The 17160-nt window shown below is 66.8% G+C and carries 14 protein-coding genes and 1 tRNA gene; 10 read left to right on the top strand and 5 right to left on the bottom strand.

The window, feature by feature from the left end:
- The first annotated feature begins 40 nt into the window (after positions 1-40).
- From PO768_RS03160 to PO768_RS03150, 3 genes are all read left to right on the top strand, one after another.
- Positions 41-1360, top strand: a complete 1320-nt coding sequence (locus PO768_RS03160; protein ID WP_272644853.1) for a TRAP transporter large permease — start codon at positions 41-43, stop codon at positions 1358-1360.
- 72 nt (positions 1361-1432) lie between these two features.
- On the top strand, positions 1433-2227 hold the full coding sequence (locus tag PO768_RS03155; RefSeq protein WP_272644852.1) for a helix-turn-helix transcriptional regulator: 795 nt from the start codon (positions 1433-1435) through the stop codon (positions 2225-2227).
- 91 nt (positions 2228-2318) lie between these two features.
- Positions 2319-3212 carry a TIGR02285 family protein gene (locus PO768_RS03150; RefSeq protein ID WP_272644851.1) on the top strand — a complete coding sequence of 298 codons (894 nt, stop codon included), beginning with the start codon at positions 2319-2321 and terminating at the stop codon, positions 3210-3212.
- 12 nt (positions 3213-3224) lie between these two features.
- Here the strand turns inward: PO768_RS03150 and PO768_RS03145 are convergent, their stop codons facing one another.
- The 5 genes from PO768_RS03145 to prfB form a co-directional block, all read right to left on the bottom strand.
- The gene (locus PO768_RS03145; RefSeq protein ID WP_272644850.1) at positions 3225-3611 is read right to left on the bottom strand and encodes a VanZ family protein; all 387 of its coding nucleotides are present in this window, start codon (positions 3609-3611) and stop codon (positions 3225-3227) included.
- Between the two features lie 59 nt (positions 3612-3670).
- Positions 3671-3746: transfer RNA gene (locus PO768_RS03140), tRNA-Thr, on the bottom strand.
- 26 nt (positions 3747-3772) lie between these two features.
- The gene (locus tag PO768_RS03135) at positions 3773-4786 is read right to left on the bottom strand and encodes a class 1 fructose-bisphosphatase (protein ID WP_272644849.1); all 1014 of its coding nucleotides are present in this window, start codon (positions 4784-4786) and stop codon (positions 3773-3775) included.
- 20 nt (positions 4787-4806) lie between these two features.
- Positions 4807-7440 (bottom strand): aminopeptidase N, encoded by a 2634-nt coding sequence (pepN, locus tag PO768_RS03130; protein ID WP_272644848.1) that lies wholly within the window; start codon positions 7438-7440, stop codon positions 4807-4809.
- Between the two features lie 60 nt (positions 7441-7500).
- A protein-coding gene (gene prfB / locus PO768_RS03125; protein ID WP_272644847.1) for a peptide chain release factor 2 occupies positions 7501-8605 on the bottom strand; the annotation gives its coding sequence in 2 pieces (ribosomal slippage) (positions 7501-8523 and positions 8525-8605; 1104 coding nt in all).
- Positions 8606-8815: 210 nt separating this feature from the next.
- On the opposite strand from prfB, the gene PO768_RS03120 reads away from it, so the two are divergent.
- From PO768_RS03120 to PO768_RS03090, 7 genes are all read left to right on the top strand, one after another.
- On the top strand, positions 8816-9112 hold the full coding sequence (locus PO768_RS03120; protein WP_137943987.1) for a hypothetical protein: 297 nt from the start codon (positions 8816-8818) through the stop codon (positions 9110-9112).
- The gene (locus PO768_RS03115; protein WP_272644846.1) at positions 9103-9693 is read left to right on the top strand and encodes a tetratricopeptide repeat protein; all 591 of its coding nucleotides are present in this window, start codon (positions 9103-9105) and stop codon (positions 9691-9693) included. Before PO768_RS03120 ends, PO768_RS03115 begins: the two co-directional genes overlap by 10 nt.
- Before the next feature lie 108 nt (positions 9694-9801).
- The gene (locus PO768_RS03110; protein WP_262970889.1) at positions 9802-10059 is read left to right on the top strand and encodes a DUF4212 domain-containing protein; all 258 of its coding nucleotides are present in this window, start codon (positions 9802-9804) and stop codon (positions 10057-10059) included.
- Between the two features lies 1 nt (position 10060).
- A complete protein-coding gene (locus PO768_RS03105; RefSeq protein ID WP_272644845.1) occupies positions 10061-12187 on the top strand; it encodes a sodium:solute symporter family protein in 2127 nt (708 codons plus the stop codon).
- Between the two features lie 75 nt (positions 12188-12262).
- Positions 12263-14155: a DUF294 nucleotidyltransferase-like domain-containing protein gene (locus PO768_RS03100; RefSeq protein ID WP_272644844.1), complete on the top strand. Its 1893-nt coding sequence runs from the start codon at positions 12263-12265 to the stop codon at positions 14153-14155.
- The gene (locus PO768_RS03095) at positions 14152-14802 is read left to right on the top strand and encodes a 3'-5' exonuclease (RefSeq protein WP_272644843.1); all 651 of its coding nucleotides are present in this window, start codon (positions 14152-14154) and stop codon (positions 14800-14802) included. Before PO768_RS03100 ends, PO768_RS03095 begins: the two co-directional genes overlap by 4 nt.
- A gap of 76 nt (positions 14803-14878) precedes the next feature.
- The coding region (locus PO768_RS03090; RefSeq protein ID WP_272644901.1) for a Tex family protein at positions 14879-17160 on the top strand (2282 nt) is incomplete at its 3' end.

Raw genomic sequence — 17160 nt, 5'->3', positions numbered from 1 at the left:
CCCGCCTGGTGGGACAGTCCGCAGGCCGAAGGGGGCGCCAATGAGCGGCGCCGGTCTGGGCGCCAGCATCTTTGCTGCGATGCTGCTGCTGATGGCGCTGCGGGTGCCGATCGCGGCGGCCATGTTCATCCCGGGCGCCATCGGCTATGCGCTGATGACCAGCGATATGGCCTTGCTGAACACGCTCAAGGGCAGCGCAGTGGCGCGGCTCTCGGTCTATGACCTGTCGGTGATCCCGCTCTTCCTGCTGATGGGCCAGTTCGCGACCCAAGGAGGCTTGAGCCGAGCACTGTTCAAGGCGGCGGCGGCCTTTGTCGGCCATGTGCGCGGCGGCCTGGGCATGGCGGCCATCTTGTCGGCGGCGGCCTTCGGTGCGGTCTGCGGCTCGGCCGTGGCCACCTCGGCGACCATCACCCAGGTGGCCTATGGCCAGATGAAGGCCCATGGCTATGCTGGCCGGCTCTCCACCGCCGCGCTGGCCACCGGCGGCACGCTGGGCATCCTGATCCCGCCCTCGGTGCCCCTGGTGGTCTATGCCATCCTGACCGAGCAGAACATCGCCAAGCTGTTTGCCGCCGCCACGCTGCCGGGGCTGCTGGCGGCGCTGGGCTATATCGTCGTGATCTGGCTTTACTGCCGGGCCCGGCCCGAGCTGGCCACGCCCAGCGAGCCGCTGCCCTGGAGCGAGCGCTGGCAGGCGCTGTGGGGCGTCTGGCCTATCGTCGTGATCTTCGGCCTGGTGTTCGGCGGCATCTATGGCGGGGTGTTCTCGCCGACCGAGGGCGCGGCGGTCGGTGCGGTCGCGACCCTGCTGCTGGGCCTGTTCAAGCGCGAGCTGGGCTGGGCCGGCATCAAGCGCAGCTTTCTGGGCACGGCCGAGACCACGGCGATGGTGTTCATGATCTTTCTGGGCGCCGACATGATGAACGCGGCGCTGGCGCTGACCCAGATGCCTGCCCATCTGGCGGCCTGGGTCGGGCAGCAAGACGTGGCCCCGCTCCTGATCGTGGCCGGCGTGCTGTGCTTCTACATCGTGCTGGGCTGTGTGATGGACGAGTTGTCGATGCTGCTGCTGACGATCCCGGTGATCTTTCCGACCATCATGGGCCTGGATCTGTGGGGGCTGAGTGCCGAGCACAAAGCGATCTGGTTCGGCGTGCTGGTGCTGACGACCGTGGGCATCGGCCTGCTGGCGCCGCCGGTGGGCCTGAACGTCTATGTGGTCAACAGCCTGGCGCGTGAAGTACCGATGAGCGAGACCTACAAAGGTGTGCTGCCCTTCCTGGCCTGGGACGGGCTGCGCCTGGCCTTGCTCCTGTGCTTCCCGGCGATCACACTGGCGCTGGTGAAACTGCTGTAGCGGCCGCTGTTTTTCAACAAGCCGTCATGTGCGCCACCTAAGCTGTGCACTCAGCAGCATGCCCGGCCACCCATGTCAGCCCAGCCTTCGGACGATTTCTACGGATCAACCCTGCTGAACCAGGCGCAGGTGCTGGCCCTGGTGCGCACGACCGAGGCCGCACTGAGCCTGCGCCATGGCGCCCAGTTCTTTGTCTGGACCCAGGGCAGCCTGCAGCAGCTGCTGCCGCATCAGCTGCTGATGTGCGGTGCCTATCAGCGCAGCCACCGCGAGCTCGCCTTCGAGCTCTTCAACAGCAAGCCGCTGCCGGCCGCGCTGGCCACCTTGCTCAGCAGCCGTGGCGCGGCCTTGCCGGCTCAGCTGCAGGCGCTGTGGCTGCGCGGCGGCTGCCGGCCGCTGCGTGTGCAGCTGCCGCCTGAAAGCGGCGAGCCGGTTTGCGGCCTGCTGCGCCAGGCGGGCTACGACCAGCTGCTGGTGCACGGCGTGTCGCGACCGCAGCGCCCCAGCGAGATTGAGAGCTTCTTCGTGCTGGCGCGCCAGGACGGTGGCTACAGCGAACATCAGCAAGTGCTGCTGCAGCTGCTAATGCCGCATCTGCACAGCAGCTGGCTGCGTGTCCAGGCCGAGGTGCCAGAGCCGGCTAGCGGGCCGCAAGCGGGCGTGAGTCTGACCCAGCGCGAGCGGGAGGTGCTGGAAGGCTTGCGCCAGGGCTTGAGCAACCATGACATCGGCTGCAGCCTGGGCATCAGCGCGCTGACCGTCAAGAACCATGTGCAGCGCATCCTGCGCAAGCTCGGCGCCAGTAACCGCGCCCATGCCGTGGCGCTGGCACTCAAACCCTGGGATGGCGGTGTCGAAGCCCGTTGATGAGGCGATCGGCCGCACCGTGCTCGCCTAGACTGCGCTGCAGCAGGGGCGCATCGACGCTTCGCTGACCGTCATTGCGAGGGAGTGTCCGATGTGGAGAACGAGGAGCCTGCTGCGCCTGAGCCTGCTGTGCCTGGCCGTGCTGTCGAGGCCGGTGGTGGCCGAGCCCACCATCACCTGGAACCTGTCCGACTGGCCGCCGTTTCATCTGCTGCCCGGCGGCCAGGCGCCGGCGACGGCCGAGCAGCTCGGCGAGGGCTTGATGGACGGTTTTCTGCGCCTGGTGCTGCGCCAGCTGCCGCAGTACCGGCATCGTTTTGTCGTGCTCAACGGCCCGCGCGCCGAGGTCGAGCGCAAGGCCGGCCTGCAGCTGTGCTCGCCGACCTCGATGCGCACGCCCGAGCGGCTGGCGCAGCGCCTGTTCACGCCGGCCCTGCTGGCCGGCCAGCTGCAACTGGTGCTGCGACGCGAGCGGCTGCAGGAGATTGCGCGGGGGCGCAGCAGCATCTCCCTGCGTGAGCTCTCGGCGCGCGCCGACCTGCACGGGCTGGTAATGAGCCAGCGCCACTACGGCGCCGATCTGGCGCCCTGGCTGAGGCCGGCACCGGACGGCAATGTGCAGGCCATGGTGGCGCCGCGCGCCGGCAATCTGCTGACCATGCTCAGCGCCGGCCGCATGGACTTCACACTGGAATACCCGATGGTGGTCGGCTATCACCAGCTGGGCCAGCCGGCCGAGCTGGTGAGCCTGCCGATCGAGGAGCTGGGCGAGTCGCCGGTCGGCTATTTCTCCTGCAATCGCAGCGATTGGGGCAGGGCGGTGATCAGCGACATCGACCGCGCGCTGCGTGCGGTGGCCGCACGGCCCGAGCAGGTCTTGCCGCTGTACCGGCGCTGGCTCAGCGAGGAGCAGTTCGCCCGCGAAGCGCCGGAGCTGCGGCGCTTTCTGGTGCAGCGCGCCCGCAGTGGGGCGCGCATCGAGTAGCCGTTGTCGAGCTCAGCGGCGCCGCGCCAGGGCCTGCGCCAGCGCGGCCAGCACCAGTCCTGCGGCGATGCCAAGCGCATCGGCCAGCACATCGCGCCAGTCGGCCGAGCGCGGCGGCAGCTGCGACTGCAGCAGCTCGATCAGCACGCCATAGCCCAGCAGCCCCAGCGGGCCCCACAGCCAGCGGCTCCGTGCGGCGCTGGCGCCGATAAAGGCGCAAAAGCCCAGCGCGCCGAAGGCCAGCAGGTGGTTGAGCTTGTCCCAGCCACTGTCCAGCGTCGGTGGCGGGGCGGTGGACAAGGCCAGATAGCTGATCACCAGCAGCAGTGCAGCCAGCAGGATGTGCCAGGCCCGGCGGTGTTGCGGCGCAGTCAGCCAGGCGGCCAAGGCTTGGGACAAGTTCAGAGCTCCATGAACAAAAAAGCCACCCCCTCTCGGGAGTGGCTTTCTACGTTTTTTGGTGCCGGAGAGATGAATCGAACACCCGACCTTCTCATTACGAATGAGCTGCTCTACCGACTGAGCTACACCGGCTATCAAGCCCGCGATTCTAGCAGGATTTATTTTGTCGAATCAAGATGGTAGGCGGTGATCCGTTCGACTTCGTTCTTCGAGCCCAACACCACGGCCACCCGCTCATGCAGCTTGCCGGGCTGTAGCTCCATGATGCGCTGGCGCGCATTGGTGGCCGCGCCGCCGGCCTGCTCGACCAGGAAGGCCATCGGATTGGCCTCGTACATCAGGCGCAGCTTGCCGGCCTTGCCAGGCTCGCGCTTGTCCCAGGGGTAGAGGAAGACGCCGCCACGGGTCAGGATGCGATGCACATCGGCCACCATCGAGGCGATCCAGCGCATATTGAAGTCCTTGGCGCGCGGGCCGGTGGTGCCGGCCAGGCATTCGTCGATATAGCGTGTCACCGGGGCGTCCCAGTGGCGCATATTCGACATATTGATCGCGAACTCCTTGGTGTCCTCGGGGATCTTGATGTCGTCGGCGGTCAGCACCCAGGAGCCCTGCTCGCGGTCCAAGGTGAACATCGCGACGCCGTCGCCCACCGTCAGCACCAGCGTGGTCTGCGGGCCGTAGACACAGTAGCCAGCGGCGACCTGGGCCGTGCCAGGCTGCAGGAAATCGTCCTCACTGACACCCTTGCCGCCCTCGGGTTTGGTCAGCACCGAGAAGATCGTGCCGATCGAGACATTGACGTCGATATTGGACGAACCGTCCAGCGGGTCGAACATCAAGAGGTACTCGCCCTGCGGGAAGCGGTTGGGCACGACGTAGATGCCCTCCATCTCCTCGCTGGCCATGGCCGCCAGATGGCCGCCCCATTCATTGGCCTCGATCAGCACCTCGTTGGCGATGATGTCGAGCTTCTTCTGCACCTCGCCCTGTACGTTCTCCGAGCCGGCCGTGCCCAGCACATCGCCGAGTGCGCCCTTGTTGACGTTGATGGCGATGCGCTTACAGGCGCGCGCCACCACCTCGATCAGCAGTCGCAGCTCCTGCGGGATGTGGCCGTGCTGGCGTTGTTGTTCGATCAGGTACTGGGTCAGGCTGATGCGACGGGTCATGGGGTCAATCCTTTGAGTCTTCAGGAACCGGAAGCCAAGGCGCGCTCGACGATCTCGCGCACATCGTTGGACAGATCGGGTTTGGCCGCGACGCGGGCAATGGCCTCGCGGGCGGCGCTGCGGTAGGGCTCGGCCAGCGCGGTCCAGCGGTCCATGCCGCGCGCCAGGCGGCTGGCGACTTGCGGGTTGATCGCATCGAGCACCAGCACCTGCTCGGCCCAGAACACATAGCCGGCCGCGTCGGCCCGGTGGAAGGCCGCCGGGTTGAACAGGCACAGCGAGAAGATCAGGCTGCGCGCACGGTTGGGGTTCTTCATGCTGAAGTCGGGGTGCTGCAGCAGCTGGCGCACCTTGGCAAAGGTGCGGCCGCCGTGCTCGGCGGCGCGAGCCTGGAGCGCGAACCATTTGTCGATCACCAGTGCATCGTCCTTGAACAACGCGTGGAACTTGGCCAGCGCCGGCTCGGCCAGCTCGGCATGGCCGTTGACCAGGGCGGCCAGCGCGCCCAGGCGGTCGGTCATATTACCGGCGTCCTTGAAGCGCTGGTAGGCGCGGCCCAGCCAGACGCCGGCATCGGGCCGGCTCTGCGCCTTCGCGTCCAGCACCAGCATGGCCAGCGCCAGATTGGCCAGCGCACGCTTGCCTGCGGACACCGGGTCGGGCGTGTAGCCGCCCTTGATCTGGTTGGCCTCAAAAACTGCGATCCAGTCCTCGCGCAGCGCGGCGGCGAGCTGGATCTGTGCGGCCTCGACAGCGGCATGGATGGCTTGCGGATCGACCACCTCCAACTGCTCGGCGATATAGGCCTCGCCCGGCAGGGTCAGGGCCAGCTCCTTGAAGGCAGCGTCCAGCTCGGCGTGGTTCAGCACCGCGCGCATGGCCTCGATGAAGGCCGTGTCCAGCTGCAAGGGCTGGCCACTGCGGACCGCGCCGAGGATGCGGTTCAGCGCCAGGCGCTGGCCGGCTTCCCAACGGTTGAAGGCGTCGGCATCATGGGTCAGCAGCACCAGCAATTCGGCGTCGCTCAGACCGTCGTCCAGCAATACCGGGGCCGAGAAGCCGCGCAGCAGCGAGGGCACCGGCTCGACGGCGATGTCCTGGAAGGTGAAGTGCTGCTCGGTCTCATCCAGTACCAGCAATTGCTCGGCCAAGGCCGTACCGTCACGGCCGAGCAGGCCGGTGACGACCGGGATCACCTGCGGTGGCTGGCCCTTGTTGCTCTGGGTGAGCGTCAGCGTGTATGTTTGCGACGCGGCGTCGTAGCTGCCGCGGGCTTTCACGCGCGGCGTGCCGGACTGTGAGTACCAGCGTTTGAAGGCCTCCAACCGGGTCGTCAGGGCCGAGCCTGGGTTGGCATCGGCGATGGCTTGCGCAAAATCGTCGCAGGTCACGGCCTGGCCGTCATGGCGCTCGAAGTACAGGCTCATGCCCTTCTCGAAGCCGGTACGGCCGACCAGGGTCTGGTACATGCGCACGACTTCCGAGCCCTTCTCGTAGACCGTCGCGGTGTAGAAATTATTGATCTCCACATAGCTGTCGGGACGCACCGGGTGCGCCATCGCGCCCGAGTCTTCCGGGAACTGCATCGCGCGCAGGCCACGCACGTCCTGGATGCGGCAGACCGCCCGCGCGCTGGGCGTGGCGGCCATGTCCATCGAGAATTCCTGATCGCGGAACACGGTCAGGCCTTCTTTGAGCGAGAGCTGGAACCAGTCGCGGCAGGTGACGCGGTTGCCGGTCCAGTTGTGGAAATACTCGTGGGCGACGATGGACTCGATGCGGCCGAAATCGGCGTCCGTGGCCGTGGCCGGCGAGGCCAGCAGGGCGCTGGTGTTGAAGATGTTCAGGCCCTTGTTCTCCATCGCGCCCATATTGAAGTCGGACACGCCGACCACCATGAAGCGCTCCAGGTCCAGCGGCAGCTTGAAGCGCGCTTCGTCCCAAACCATCGAAGCGATCAGCGAGTTCATCGCATGCTCGGTCTTCTCCAGATCGCCGCGGCGCACATAGACCTGCAGCAGATGGTCCCGTCCGGCGCGGGTGCGCACGCGCTGTTCGCGGGCCACCAGATCGCCCGCCACCAGCGCGAACAGATAGGAGGGCTTGGGGAAGGGGTCATGCCATTTGGCGAAGTGCTTGCCGCCAGCCAACTCACCGCTCTCCAGCAGATTGCCGTTGGACAGCAGCACCGGGTACTTGGCCTTGTCGGCGCGCAGCAGCACCGTGTAGACCGCCATCACATCGGGGCGGTCGAGGAAATAGCTGATGCGGCGGAAGCCCTCGGCCTCGCACTGTGTGAAGAAGCCACCCCCCGAGGTGTAGAGGCCGCTCAGCGTGGTGTTCTTGTCCGGTGCGCAGCTGTTGCGGATCTCCAGCGCGAAGTCGGCGTCGGGCACATTGTCGATGATCAGCTCGCCGCCTTCCTGACGGAAGGACACGCTCTCGCCATTGATCAGCACGCGCAGAAGGTTCAGTTCCTCGCCGTGCAGACGCAGCGGGCCGTGCGGCACGGCGTGGTTGCGCTCCAGCTGCATCTTGCTGGTGACCAGGGTCTTGGCCGGGTCGAGATCGAAGGTCAGATCGACCGTGCGGATCCAGAAGGTCGGCGCCAGATAGTCTTCGCGGCGGATCAAGGTGGCAGAGCCTTCACGCATGGTGCTTGTTCTCAATGTTGTTGTGTGGCCCGGCGCGCTGCGCCGGGTGTCTCGTCGGTCTCAGACGCCTTGCTTCAGGCTCTCGGTGATGAACTGATCGAGATCGCCGTCCAGCACTTTCTGCGTGGCCGAGGTCTCGTAGTTGGTGCGCAGATCCTTGATGCGGCTCTGGTCCAGCACATAGCTGCGGATCTGGTGACCCCAGCCCACATCGGTCTTGGTGTCCTCGAGCTTTTGCTGCTCTTCCATGCGCTTGCGCATTTCATGGTCGTACAGGCGCGAGCGCAGGCGCTTCCAGGCGACATCGCGGTTGCTGTGCTGGCTGCGACCGTCCTGACACTGCACGACGATGCCGGTCGGGATGTGGGTCAGGCGCACCGCCGAGTCGGTCTTGTTGATGTGCTGGCCGCCGGCGCCGGAGGCGCGGAAGGTGTCGGTGCGCACATCGGCCGGGTTGATGTCGATCTCGATCGAGTCGTCGACCTCCGGGTAGACGAACAGCGAGGCAAAGCTGGTATGGCGGCCGCCCGAGCTATCGAAGGGGCTCTTGCGCACCAGGCGATGCACGCCGGTCTCGGTGCGCAGCAGGCCGAAGGCATACTCGCCCTCGACCTTGATCGTGGCGCTCTTGATGCCGGCCACATCGCCATCGGTCTGGTCTTCCAGTGTCGTCTTGAAGCCCTTGCGCTCGGCGTACTTCAGGTACTGGCGCAAGAGCATGCCGGCCCAGTCGCAGGCCTCAGTGCCACCGGCGCCGGCCTGGATGTCGATGAAGCAGTTCAGCGGATCGGCCGGGTTGTTGAACATGCGGCGGAATTCCAGCTGCTCGACGATTTCGGCCAGCTTGGCTGCATCGGCCGCTATGCCTTCGAGGCCGGCGAAATCGTCCTCGGCCTTGCTCATCTCGTAGAGCTCGAGGTTGTCGGCCAGATTGCTCGTGAGGCGGTCGATGGTCTGGACCACGTTTTCCAGCGTGCGCTTTTCCTTGCCCAGTTCCTGAGCGCGCTTGGGCTCGTTCCAGACGCTGGGGTTCTCCAGCGCGGCGTTGACCTCGTTCAGCCGCAGTGCTTTGCGGTCGTAGTCAAAGATACCCCCTTAGCGCGTCAGTACGCGCTGTCAGGTCGGCAAGGCTGGCGCCGATGGTGTTGATGCGTTCGATGTCCATGGGATTCCGTGGTTGGGTTGCCGGCGCGGGAGCGCTCGCACGCGCGCTATTTTTACATGGCCGACCCGGGCGGGATTTCCCTGTGTGCCGAGGCCGCCGCCATGGCTTTGAGGGTTATCGATAGTGGGGCTGCCCCAGGGTGGGGCGTGTTTGTCAGAAATCTGTAAGCGCTGCGGTCGCACAGTGCGGTCAGCGCCCGCGAGACCCACTATGCTTTTGCTGACATCATCCTTAAAGCTGATCGCCGAGATCGCCTTGCTGGCAATGGCCGGTCAATGGCTGCTAGGCCTGCTGGCCGGCCAGAAGCGCGAAGGCAATTTCTTCTACCGCCTGCTGCAGGTGCTGACCCAGCCCTTTGTGAAGCTGACCCGGGCGATCAGCCCGCGCGTCGTGCTGGACCGCCACATCCCGCTGGCCGCCTTCCTGCTGATGCTGAGCCTGTGGCTGGTGGTGACGGTGGTCAAGATCAATCTCTGCCTGCAGATCGGAGTGGCGCAATGTCAGTGAACACCCAGCAATCCGGCAAGACCTGGCCCTATCGCCTGCTGAAGCTGCGCGCCATCACCGCCCTGGTGTTCGGTCGCCGTGAGCAGGCCGAGCGGATCTTTGACGAGATGCTGCGGCGCTGGCCGCAGGACAGCTACGCCCTGGCCAGCCGTGCCCATCTGCGCTCGCAGCGCGGCGCGCGCGGCGCGGCGATTGCCGATCTGCAGGCCCTGGTGGCGGCAGCGCCGCAGCGCAGCGCCGGCGACTGGTTCAACCTGGCCTATCTGCTGGAGGCCGAGAGCCGGCTGGAAGAGGCCGAGGCCGCCTTCCGCCAGGCCGTGGCGCTGGATACCAAGCTGGACCGAGCCTGGTACGGCCTGGGCCTGTGCCTGATACGCATGCAACGCTTCGAGGAGGCGCTCGCTGCCCTCAAGCGCAACACCGAACTGCAACCCATGAGCCCTTACGGCTGGTATCAGCTGGCCCGGGTGCATGTGGACCGTCAGGAGCCCGACGAGGCACGGCGCATCATCGCCCACCTCAAGGGCTTCGAGCCCAAGGTCGCCGCGCAACTGGAGCGCGAGACCGGCCTGCTCGCCTGACGGGCGTTCCCACGCAGGCTGCGCGCTGTTGGCGCAGGGGGACGCATCGGTGCCCGGACCGCCGCCAGGCGGGTCGGCCTTGCTTACAACGCGATGGAGACGACAGCGATGCAGTTATCCGAAAGACATCACCAGTACTGGCGAAAGAACCTGCGCATCACCGGGGTTCTGCTGGCGATCTGGTTCGTGGTGACCTTCGTCGTGGGCTTTTACGCCCGCGAACTGAACTTCACCTTTTTTGGCTGGCCGTTCAGCTTCTGGGTCGCATCCCAGGGCGCGCTGATCGTCTACTGCCTGATCATCTGGTACTACGCGCGGACTATGAACCGGCTGGACCAGGAACACGGCGTTGCCGAGGACGAATGACATGGCAGGCTCAACACCCTCAAGCGCAGGCGGCACCTTCAGTGCCAATTCCAACGCTGCTTTCAAAAAGCAGCTCAACAAGGTCTACACCTGGTACACGGGCGGCTTCATCGTCTTCATCATCGCGCTGGCGATCCTGGAGCAGATGGGCCTGCCGCGCCAGTACATCGGTTTCATCTTCCTGATCGCGACGGTGCTGCTGTATGCGGGCATCGGCTTCATGAGCCGCACCTCGGATGCCAGCGAGTACTACGTCGCCGGCCGGCGTGTGCCGGCGATCTACAACGGCATGGCCACCGGCGCCGACTGGATGAGCGCCGCGTCCTTCATCGGCATGGCCGGCACGCTGTACCTGACCGGCTACGGCGGCCTGGCCTTCATCATGGGCTGGACCGGCGGCTACTGCCTGGTGGCGCTGTTCCTGGCGCCCTATCTGCGCAAGTTCGGCCAGTTCACGATTCCCGACTTCCTGGGCGCGCGCTATGAGGGCAATCTGCCGCGCATCCTGGGTGTGGCGGCGGCGATCCTGTGCTCCTTCACCTATGTGGTGGCGCAGATCTACGGCGTGGGCCTGATCACCGCGCGGCTCTCGGGTCTGGCCTTCGAGATCGGGGTCTTCGTCGGCCTGGCCGGCATCCTGGTCTGCTCCTTCCTGGGCGGCATGCGCGCCGTCACCTGGACCCAGGTGGCCCAGTACATCATCCTGATCATTGCCTACCTGATCCCGGTGATCTGGCTGTCGGTCAAGCAGACCAATATCCCGGTGCCGCAGGCCATCTACGGCTACCAGCTGCAGAAGGTCAGCGAGGCCGAGAAGAAGATCAAGGCCGATCCGAAGGAGCAGGAGGTCATCGAGATCTTCAAGGCCCGCGCGGCCGAGTTCGATGCCAAGCTCAAGGATGTGCCGGCCGCGATGGCCGCCGACAAGGCCGCGGCCGAGAGCAAGCTGGCCGCGCTGAAGGCGGCCAATGCCCCGGCGGCCGAGGTCGAGGCGGCGCAAAAGGCGTTGGCGGCCGTGCCGGCCAACGAGGCCGACGCCAAGAAGGCCTGGACGGCCGGCAAGACCGCCAACGAGGCGCGCGCCAAGCCGCTGGCCGGCATGCCGACCCACGGCCAGCAGTTTGCCGGCGATCCGAATGGCGACGAGAAGGCGAAGAAGACCTTCGACGAATCGCGCCGCAACTTCCTGGCCCTGGTGTTCTGCCTGATGGTGGGGACGGCCGCGCTGCCGCACATCCTGATGCGCTACTACACCACGCCCTCGGTCAAGGAGGCGCGCGAGTCGGTGACCTGGAGCCTGTTCTTCATCTTCCTGCTCTACTTCACCGCGCCGGCCCTGGCCGTGCTGGTCAAGTACGAGGTCTTCACCGTGCTGGTGGGCACGCCGTTTGATCAGTTGCCGGCCTGGATCAACAACTGGGCCAAGGTCGACCCGGCCCTGTTGGCGGTGGCCGATATCAACAAGGACGGCATCTTCCAGCTCGGCGAGATGAGGATCGGCGGCGACATCATCGTGCTGGCCACGCCGGAGATCGGTGGCCTGCCCTATGTGATCTCGGGCATGGTCGCGGCCGGCGGTCTGGCGGCGGCGCTGTCCACCGCCGACGGTCTGCTGCTGACCATCGCCAACGCGCTGAGCCACGATGTCTACTACAAGATGATCGACCCGAACGCCTCGACCGCCCGCCGCGTCACCATCTCCAAGGTGCTGCTGCTGGTGGTGGCGCTGGCTGCGGCTTATGTCGCGGCGCAGAAGCCGGCCGACATCCTGTTCCTGGTCTCCGCTGCGTTCTCGTTCGCGGCCGCTGCCTTCTTCCCGGCCCTGGTGCTGGGGGTGTTCTGGAAGCGCGCCAACAAATGGGGTGCGTCGCTGGGCATCGCGGCCGGTCTGGGCATCACCTTCTACTACATGGGGACGACCCAGCCCTGGCTGCGCGGCGTGTTCGGCGTGACCTCGCCGATCGAGCTGTGGTGGGGGATCCTGCCGATCTCGGCCGGCCTGTTCGGTGTGCCGCTGGGCTTTGCGGTGATCATCATCGTCAGCCTGATCACGCCGGCGCCGAGCAAGGACACGCAGGAACTGGTCGAGCATGTGCGCTATCCGGACCTGCGTCTGGGCCAGGCCTGATGCTTCTTTGATCAAGTCTTGATCTGAATCGGCCCCGCAGCTTGCTGCGGGGCTTTTTTCATGAATGATCACCCCATGAGCGATCCACCTCATGCCACGCCGTCCGCCAGCCTGCTGGGACATCTGCGCAGCGAGCTGTGCGCGCATGCCCCATTCGCGCAGATGCAGGCCACCCATGTGGAACGCTTTCTGGCCGCCGCCAGCCAGGCCTATTACGGCCCGGGCGAGCTGCTGTTGGCGCCGGAGCAGGGGCCGGTCGAGCATCTGCTGTTCGTGCGCCAGGGAGCGGTGACGGCCCAGCGCGGCATGGCCGAGGCCACCGGCGGCTTTCATTTCGAACCGGGCGATTTCGTCCCGGTCGGCGCGCTGATGGGCGCGCGCGCCGTCACCGCCACCTACACCTCGCAGGGCGATACCTTCTGCCTGCTGCTGCCGGCGGCCGAAGTGCATGGACTGGCCCGGGTGAGCGCGCCTTTTGCCGATTTCCTGAACCGCCGCGTCGCGCAGTTTCTGGCGCTATCGCGCCGTGCGCTGCAGGTGGCCTACTCCTCGCAGACCCTGTCCGAGCAGTCGATGGAGACGCCGCTGGCCCAGCTGGCCCGCAAATCACCGACCGGCGTCGCGCCCGAGACCCCGCTGGCGCAGGCCCTCTTGCTGATGCACCAGCAACACATCGGCTCGGTGCTGGTGCTGGACGCCGCCGGCGCGCCGCTGGGCATCCTGACCCGCCACGATGTGCTGGCGCGCATCACCCTGCCGCAGTTGCCGCTGAGCCGGCCGATTTCGGAAGTCATGAGTACGCCGGTGCTGTGCCTGCGCGGCGATGACACGGCCCAGGACGCGGCGCTGCTGATGTCGCGCCACGGCCTGCGCCATGTGCCGGTGCTCGGCGAGGGAGGGGCGGTCGTGGGCATCGTCTCGGAGCGCGATCTGTTCGCGATGCAGCGCCTGTCGCTCAAGCAGGTCAGCACCGCGATACGCAATGCCCAGGATGTGGACACGCTGCGCGTGGTGGCCCAGGACATCCGCCGCTTTGCCCGCAACCTGCTCGGCCAGGGCGTGGCCGCGCGGCAGCTGACCGAGCTGATCTCCCATCTCAACGATGTGCTGACCCAGCGCCTGCTGCAGCTGCTGGCCGAAGCCCATGGGCTGGACATGGGCCGTGCCTGCTGGCTGGCCTTTGGCTCCGAGGGGCGCGGCGAGCAGACCATTGCCACCGACCAGGACAACGGCCTGATATTCGAGAGCAGCGACCCTGCCGCCGACCGGCCGCGCTGGCTGGCGTTTGCGCGGGCGGCCAACGAGGCTCTCGATGCCTGCGGCTACCCGCTGTGCAAGGGCCAGGTGATGGCCAGCAACCCGGCCTGTTGCCTGAGCCAGCAGGAGTGGCTGGAAGCCTTCAGCGCCTGGATGGAGCACGGCGCGCCGGAGGATTTGCTGAAGGCCAGCATCTATTTCGACTTCCGGCCGATCTGGGGCGAGGCCAGGCTGGCGCGGCCGCTGCGCGCCCTGGTCAGCGACCATGCGGCGCGGCTGCCGCGCTTCATGCGCCAGATGGCCGAGAACGCGCTGCGCAACCGCACCCCGCTGAACTGGCTGGGTGCCGTCGAGGCCCAGCAGATCGGTGGCCGCGAGGGTGTGGACCTGAAGCTCGGCGGCACGGCCCTGTTTGTCGATGTGGCCCGGCTCTACGCGCTGGCCCATGGCGTGGCCGAAACCGGCACCCGGGCCCGTTTCGAGGCCCTGGGACGGGTGCTGCAGGCGCCTGCGCACGAGCGCGAGGGCTGGATCGGCGCCTTCGAGTTCCTGCAGATGCTCAGGCTGCGGGTGCAGATGGAGGGCAATACCACCCACCCCAACTGGATCGCGCTGGACGAACTCAATGACATCGACCGCCGTGTGCTCAAGGAGAGCTACAAGGTGGCGCGTCGTCTGCAGCAGCGCCTGGAACTGGACTATCTGCGATGAGCGGCTGGTGGCAGCGCCTGACAGGCCGCGGCAGCGTCGATGCACAGCAGCGCTGGGTGGTGCTCGATGTCGAGACCACCGGGCTGGACCTGGAACGCGACCGGCTGCTGGCGATCGCGGCCATCGCGGTGGAGCTCAGGCCCGAGCCCCGCATCCTGCTGGGAGATAGTTTCGAGATCCTGCTGCGCCAGGACGAGGCCCGGCCCGTGCCGGCCGACTACAAGGCCAATATCCTGCTGCACGGCATCGGCCTGGCGGCCCAGCGCAGCGGCGTCGAGCCGGCGACGGCGCTGCGGGCCTTTGAGCAGTGGGTCGGCGCGGCGCCGCTGCTGGCCTTCCATGCAGCGTTTGACGAGGGCATGATCCAGCGCGAGATGGGCCGGCTGCTGGGCCACCGCCTGTCCAACCGCTGGCTGGATCTGGAGCCGGTGGCCGCCGTGCTGCATGCCCAGGGGCGGCGGCGCTCGCTGGACGAGTGGATGGCGCACTTCGGCATTCGCTGCGCACAGCGCCATCAGGCGGCCGCCGACACCCTGGCCACGGCCGAGTTGCTGCTGCGGCTGTGGCCGGTCTTGCGCGAGCGGGGCGAGACCCGCTTCAGCGATCTGCGCCGCATCGCCGGCCAGCGGCGCTGGCTGGCCGCCTGAGCCCTGGGTGCCGACCCCGCCCCCACCCCTGTGGCACACTCGCGCGCTTCAAGATTTAGCCTTGGCTTTCGCTGTTTTGGACAAGATCCTGCTTCAAATTGCCGCCGAACTGAAGGTTCGCCCGGCCCAGATCAACGCGGCGGTGGAGCTGCTCGATGGCGGCGCCACCGTGCCCTTCATCGCCCGCTACCGCAAGGAAGTCACCGACGGCCTGGACGACATCCAGCTGCGCGAGCTGGAGTCGCGCCTGGGCTATCTGCGCGAGCTGGAGGACCGCCGCGCCGCCGTGCTCAAGAGCATCGAAGAGCAGGGCAAGCTGACGCCGGAGCTGCAGGCCGCCATCCTGGCCGTGCCGACCAAGCAGGAGCTCGAAGACCTCTACCTGCCCTACAAGCAAAAGCGCCGCACCAAGGGCATGATCGCCCGCGAGGCCGGCCTGGAGCCGCTGGCCGACAAGCTGTTTGCCGACCCGACGCTGGATCCGCAGGCTGAGGCTGCTGCGTTCATCAATGCAGAGCTGGGCTTTGCCGATGCTTTCGCCGTGCTGGACGGCGTGCGCGACCTGCTCAGCGAGCGCTGGGCCGAGGACGCCTTGCTGATCGGCAAGCTGCGCGAATGGTTGTGGGCCGAGGGCCTGTTCAAGTCCAAGCTGATGGACGGCAAGGACGAGAACAACCCGGACATCTCCAAGTTCCGCGACTATTTCGACTACGCCGAGCCCATCCGTACCGTGCCCTCGCACCGTGCGCTGGCGGTGTTTCGCGGCCGCACGCAGGAGTTTCTCGATGCCAAGCTGGTGCTGGACGAGGAGATCGTGGCCGGCCAGCCCGGCTTGGCCGAGGGGCGCATCGCCCGCCACCTGGGCTGGAGCCCCGCCGGCCGGGCCGGCGACACCCTGATCCGCAAGACCGTGGCCTGGACCTGGAAGGTCAAGCTCAGCATGAGTCTGGAACGCGATCTGTTCTCGCGCCTGCGCGAGGAGGCCGAGAAAGTGGCGATCAAGGTGTTCGCCGAGAACCTGCGCGATCTGCTCTTGGCCGCACCGGCCGGCAAGCGCGTCGTGATGGGGCTGGATCCGGGCATACGCACCGGCGTCAAGGTGGCGGTGGTGTCGGACACCGGCCGTGTGCTGGACACACATACCGTCTACCCGCATGAGCCGCGCAAGGACTGGGAGGGCTCGCTGCACACGCTGGGTCGCCTGGTGGCCACGCACGGCGTCAACCTGATCGCGATCGGCAACGGCACGGCCAGCCGCGAGACCGACAAACTGGCCGCCGACCTGATCAAGCGCATCCAGCAGCTTGCGCCCGGCACCATCATCGAGAAGGTGGTCGTCAGCGAGGCTGGCGCCTCGGTCTACTCGGCCTCCGAGTTCGCCTCCAAGGAGCTGCCGGATCTGGATGTGTCGCTGCGCGGCGCCGTGTCGATCGCGCGCCGCCTGCAGGACCCGCTGGCCGAGCTGGTCAAGATCGATCCGAAGAGCATAGGCGTCGGCCAGTACCAGCACGATGTCAACCAGAGCGAGCTGGCCAAGACCCTGGACGCCGTCGTTGAGGACTGCGTGAACTCGGTGGGCGTGGATCTGAACACCGCTTCGGCGCCGCTGCTTGCGCGGGTTTCGGGCCTGTCGGGCACGGTGGCCGCTTCCATCGTGCGCTGGCGCGATGCCAACGGTGCTTTCAAGGATCGCCAGCAGCTGCTGGCCGTGACGGGTCTGGGTCCCAAGACCTTCGAGCAGTCGGCTGGTTTCCTGCGCATCCGTGATGGCGAGAACCCGCTGGACCTGACCGGCGTGCACCCAGAGACCTACCCGGTGGTGCAGAAGATCATGGCAGCGGTGCAGCGGCCGGTCGCCGACATCATGGGCAAGAGCGATGTGATCCGCACGCTGAAGCCCGAGGCCTTTGCCGACGACAAGTTCGGTGCGATCACGGTCAAGGACATCCTGACCGAGCTGGAGAAGCCGGGCCGCGACCCGCGCCCGGACTTCAAGGTGGCGCGCTTCAATGACGGCGTCGAGGACATCAAGGACCTGACCGAAGGCATGGTGCTGGAGGGCACGGTGTCCAATGTCGCGCAGTTTGGCGCCTTCATCGACCTGGGCGTGCACCAGGACGGCCTGGTCCATGTCAGCCAGCTGGCCAACAAGTTCGTCAGCGATGCGCGCGAGGTCGTCAAGACCGGCGACATCGTGAAGGTGAGGGTGCTGGAGGTCGACCTGGCCCGCAAGCGCATCTCGCTGACGATGAAGCTCGATGCCGCGCCGGCCCCCCGTGGCGCCGCCAAGGCCGACAACAGCTACCGCCCGGCCGCACGCCATGAGCGCCCGGCCGCCGGCCGCGCACCGGCCGCAGC

It is taken from the genome of Paucibacter sp. XJ19-41, assembly GCF_028462495.1.
In the GTDB taxonomy this organism is placed as follows: Bacteria; Pseudomonadota; Gammaproteobacteria; order Burkholderiales; family Burkholderiaceae_C; genus Roseateles_E.
The sequence above is the reverse complement of the archived record's forward strand: the minus strand, read 5'-3'. Positions and strand labels throughout refer to the sequence as shown.